Origin of the sequence: Novipirellula herctigrandis (genome assembly GCA_007859835.1) — a bacterium.
Lineage (GTDB): Bacteria > Planctomycetota > Planctomycetia > Pirellulales > Pirellulaceae > Novipirellula_A > Novipirellula_A herctigrandis.
On record SJPJ01000001.1, the window covers coordinates 1,238,113 to 1,242,354 of the forward strand.

Sequence of the window (4,242 nt, forward strand, 5' to 3'; positions counted from 1 at the left end):
GGCGCGGCCCGCGGCTCCGTGTGCAACGGATGGTTATCCGTGGTGAATATAGGTGGAAGGTGGAATGCCAGTATACGTTCCCAAAGCAAGACCGAGCAAGCCGATGGTAACAGGAGAAGGCTCGCGCAAGCCATCAGGAGATTGGAAGGTCGAACCAGAAAAGTTGTCCGAGGGAATGGTTCGTCGGGTATATCGTTCACCGGCATCAGCCGCAAGCCAGTGTTGTGACGCCAAGGCCCAACACCAGCATACCGATCGTCGTTGATCGGATAACGCTTGCGATAACCGCGTCGGCCAGATTAACGCTGACCACAGAGTAAATGCTCGTGGCCGACTGCGGTTCATCGCTTGGTTCTGCCCCTGCATGTCATTGTTCTGCCTCTGTATGTCTCGACAAGATCGCGCTGGCAAGAACCGTCGGCTGTGCATCAGGATGCCCTTCGGACATCCGCTGGATGATCTTTATCGCCTCCGGACCTCCAAAATGCTCAAGCAACACGATTGCCCGTGCGAGCCTGGTCCACTCCGGTTTTGGATCACTGTTGCCACCAAGGAAACTAATGTTGGGTTCGCCCCAGTGGTTCGCGCCGCAAGTATCAGGATCGTCACTGCAACAGAAATTGAAGCCATCTCCTACCCGATGCAGCCGAATAAATTTCCATTTAGCGATATTGCTGATATCGGTTCCAATCAGAATCGAAGCAAGGCGATTACGTCCAGGCGATTGCTTCATCGATTCATGTCCGAGCAATTCATCGATTGTAAGAGCAAGTCTTGGGTCGAAGTAAGACAATTCCTGATAGGCCAACTGCCAGACGTTGTCGTCAGACGACTGAAGGGCATTAAGTAACGCCTCCAATCGGTCATCCGTCAGGTGCAGGGGCCGTATCCGTTCGGCGAGAAAAGCAGTCGCCAGCGTAGCGTTTTTCTCAAGTTGCAATAACGCGCGTGTCGATTCGGGCTCGTGCCCGAGAAGTGATTCCCAAACGGACTCAAGGGAAGCATCACGCCGTTTTCCCTTCTCGCTGCCCGCGAGGGCACCCAAGGCAATCCTTGTAGGCTGTGCATCAGGATGCCCTTCGGACAATCGTTCGATGATTGCCATTGACTCGGGAGTTCCGAAACTTTCAAGCAAGCAAATAGCCCGAATGATCCGGGTCCACTCATGTTTCGGGTTGCCACTCGTACCGCTGATGAGGCGTTCGATTTTGTGCTCCGCCCACCATGAATGTCCGCCACGGTCCGGATTGTTGCTACCGAAAAAATTGAATCCGTCATCACGAACTGGGCGGAGCGTGATATATTTGTAGTCAGCAATCCGCTTGATTTTGCGGCCGCTCAAGACGGCAACAAGACGATTGCGTGCTGGCGATGTTTTCATTTCGTCGAGCTCAACAAGCTCTTCGAGTCCGGAGGCAAGCCTCGGATCGAAGTACTCCAGTTCACGAAATGCAGCTTGCCATACCTCGCCGTCAGGTGATCGAAGGTCATCAAGCAATGATTGCAGTCGATCGGTGGTAAGGCTTACTGGATGCAGACGTTCCGCCACAAACGCAAGCGTCTGAGCGGGCGTTTGGGCAAGTTGCAGAATAGCACGCGTTGATTCGGGATCGCTTCCGAGCAGTAGCTCCCATGCCGCTTCAAGCGATGTCTCAGAGTTCATGGACGCATTGGGAGTGTCCGCAAACACTCGACCACTGTACAGGACAAGCGTTGTTGCGATCAAAGCAAGCGAAAGAATTGTCGAACTGGTGGTCGTTTTCATTGCTGATCCAAATGAGCGAGAGATTGAGTGGCAGAACGTCACCGTTCACCGGGCCGCGGCAAACGACATTGATTTCAGAATCCGCGCGGCCCGCGGCTCCGTGTGCAACGGATGGTTATCCGTCCGTATGAATCGGGCGTCCGCCGAGCATTAAACCATGCGAGTGGAAAACAACAACGGAACATCGCGAGTCAGTATACAGGACTAGCCGCGCGAGCAGGAAACAATGACGGAACGTCACCACGATTGGCAGGGCATTGCATGCGTCAGCGGTTTAGCAGAATCAAAACGGGAATTATGATTAACGCGAGCGTTTGTAAGGTCATCACAAACCAGTACGGCCCTGGGCTCTTGGAGCGTTCAACAAGAGAGTCGTCGCCAGACCATCCAGCAAAAGCAACACCGGTCCAGAGTTGCAGTACGTAGGTCGCAAACGCGGAAATCGCAAGGATCGCAGGAACGTAGTCAGCAATCATGGAGTGTAGGCGGCATTTACGGAGGCGGCTAATTTGAGTTGCGCGGTGGATTTCGGGTGCGCCGAGTCGGATAACGCCGACCATCACGTGGCGGCGACTAGTGGTGTTTTTGGCCTGTTCGCCTGCCACGCCGCTCGCGTGCATGGTTTGGTTATTCGCACGGGCGTTGGTTTCGTCGAAGGCCGGTTTTTTTGGTGTCGGTGGCCGTGTTGCATTCCATGTCGTGGCCCGCAGGGAAAACCCAGGCGAGAATCGCGTTTGGCCCCGCAGGGAAAACAACATCGATTATTGTAGCGGAGCAGGATTCGGCACGCCACGTCAGGCGTTGGCTTTCAGTGCAATCCATTGCCCGTCAAAATGCACTGGCAGTCTCTGCAAACAAGCGTAGTCAGGACATGCAGTCGTGCCGATGGTGATCGAGCATGAGTTCGGGAGCATGGTCAAGCATTGAATCGGACAGGACTCCAATGCGAGCGGCGTTGAACGGAGAAGTAATTCGAATAACGCCGACCATCACGTGGCGGCGACTAGTGGTGTTTTTGGCCTGTTCGCCTGCCACGCCGCTCGCGTGCATGGTTTGGTTATTCGCACGGGCGTTGGTTTCGTCGAAGGCCGGTTTTTTTGGTGTCGGTGGCCGTATTGCATTCTATGTCGCTGCCCCGCAGGGAAAACCCAGGCGAGAATCGCGTTTGGCCCCGCAGGGAAAACAACGTCGAGTATTGTAACGGAGCAGGATTCGGCACGCCACGTCAGGCGTTGGCTTTCAGTGCAATCCATTGCCCGTCAAAATGCACCGGCAGTCTCTGCAAACAAGCGTAGTCAGGAAAAGCTATCGAGCAGCCGGCGATCGAGCATGACTTCGGGAGCATGGTCAAGCATTGAATCGGACAGGGCTCCAATGCGAGCGGCGTTGAACGGAGAAGTCAGCCGAATAACGGTACGGATCAGCGGGGACCGGGAATTGACTATCCATTCGTGAAAACGAACCACCGGTCCTCCGTTGCATCCGATGGTTACCCGAAATCCCGGCCATTTGAATGTCAATTCCGTGGAAGTAATCACGGCCGAGCAAGTCACCACGGAAAGCATCAGTGTATCAAATCAGTGTCGAATAAAACAGTTGTTGGCCAGGCATTTGCGTAACGCCGAAAGGCCGAAGCAGCGACGTTAGGCTAGCCAAGGTTCCAGCCAAACGCCGTCGTGGAGTCGCATTAGCCAACGGGTAATTTAGACGAGCAATTTTCAAACTACGATTTTGACATTGGCGTTCGGATCACGTTGTCGAAACGAGATCATCATACGAGATCGATGTTGTACGTCGATACGATCTTCATCGTTACGTCGGGTAACGTTAGACATCACGGGGGACGGAAGATTGATTCTCCATTCGAGCGAACGCCGCAAGCCGTCCTCCCGTGCATGTCATGGTTCTGGCTTCTGTGCGTCGCCCAAGATCACGCCAAGATCGCTCGCGACGACCGCAAATACATCATCGTATACGAGCCCTAGAGTCGCAAGCGTACGCGACGCTAGTCCTGTTTCGTCGGCAAGCAGCGCAAGCAAAATATGTTCGGTTGCGATGAATTCATGGGAAAGGCGGTCCGCGTGATCGGCAGCTAAACGGACAACGCGTCGTGCGTCCGGACTTATCGGTCTGCGTCGTTTGACGGCAGGATCGTTGCCAATTGTCATGTGGATGCGCAACTCATGAACAATTGCAGCCCGGCAAACACCGAGGCGAGTGAGCAGTCGCTGAGCAGGGCAACGCCGATTGCGGATGAGTCCAATCAAAATGTGTTCGGACGCGATGTAGTCGTGCCGCAGATGCCATGCAGCTTGATTCGCGTATTGCATCGAACGCACAGCAACAGCGTTGAAGCGATCGTAAATCGTGCCGTTCATGCGAGAATGTGTTTAGTGCCAGAACGTCACCGTTCACCGGGCCGCGGCAAACGACATTGATTTCAGAATCCGCGCGGCCCGCGGCTCCGTGTGCAACGG

Annotated in this window: 3 protein-coding genes; all 3 read right to left on the bottom strand. The window is 54.5% G+C overall.

Translation table 11 applies throughout. The features are described 5' to 3' along the window. Nucleotides 1–367 precede the first annotated feature (367 nt). Complete coding sequence (locus CA13_RS04320; protein WP_146394755.1) at nucleotides 368–1,765, bottom strand: hypothetical protein; 1,398 nt, start codon at nucleotides 1,763–1,765, stop codon at nucleotides 368–370. Between the two features lie 266 nt (nucleotides 1,766–2,031). After that, a complete protein-coding gene (locus tag CA13_RS34675) occupies nucleotides 2,032–2,385 on the bottom strand; it encodes a hypothetical protein (protein WP_419193926.1) in 354 nt (117 codons plus the stop codon). A 1,278-nt stretch (nucleotides 2,386–3,663) separates the two neighbouring features. Beyond that, on the bottom strand, nucleotides 3,664–4,143 hold the full coding sequence (locus tag CA13_RS04330; protein WP_146394736.1) for a Clp protease N-terminal domain-containing protein: 480 nt from the start codon (nucleotides 4,141–4,143) through the stop codon (nucleotides 3,664–3,666). Nucleotides 4,144–4,242: the final 99 nt, after the last annotated feature.

Excerpts from the sequence above, each read along its gene's own strand:
- CA13_RS04320 (WP_146394755.1), bottom strand. The coding sequence starts at position 1,765 with ATGAAAACGACCACCAGTTCGACAATTCTTTCGCTTGCTTTGATCGCA.
- CA13_RS34675 (WP_419193926.1), bottom strand. The coding sequence starts at position 2,385 with ATGCACGCGAGCGGCGTGGCAGGCGAACAGGCCAAAAACACCACTAGT.
- CA13_RS04330 (WP_146394736.1), bottom strand. The coding sequence starts at position 4,143 with ATGAACGGCACGATTTACGATCGCTTCAACGCTGTTGCTGTGCGTTCG.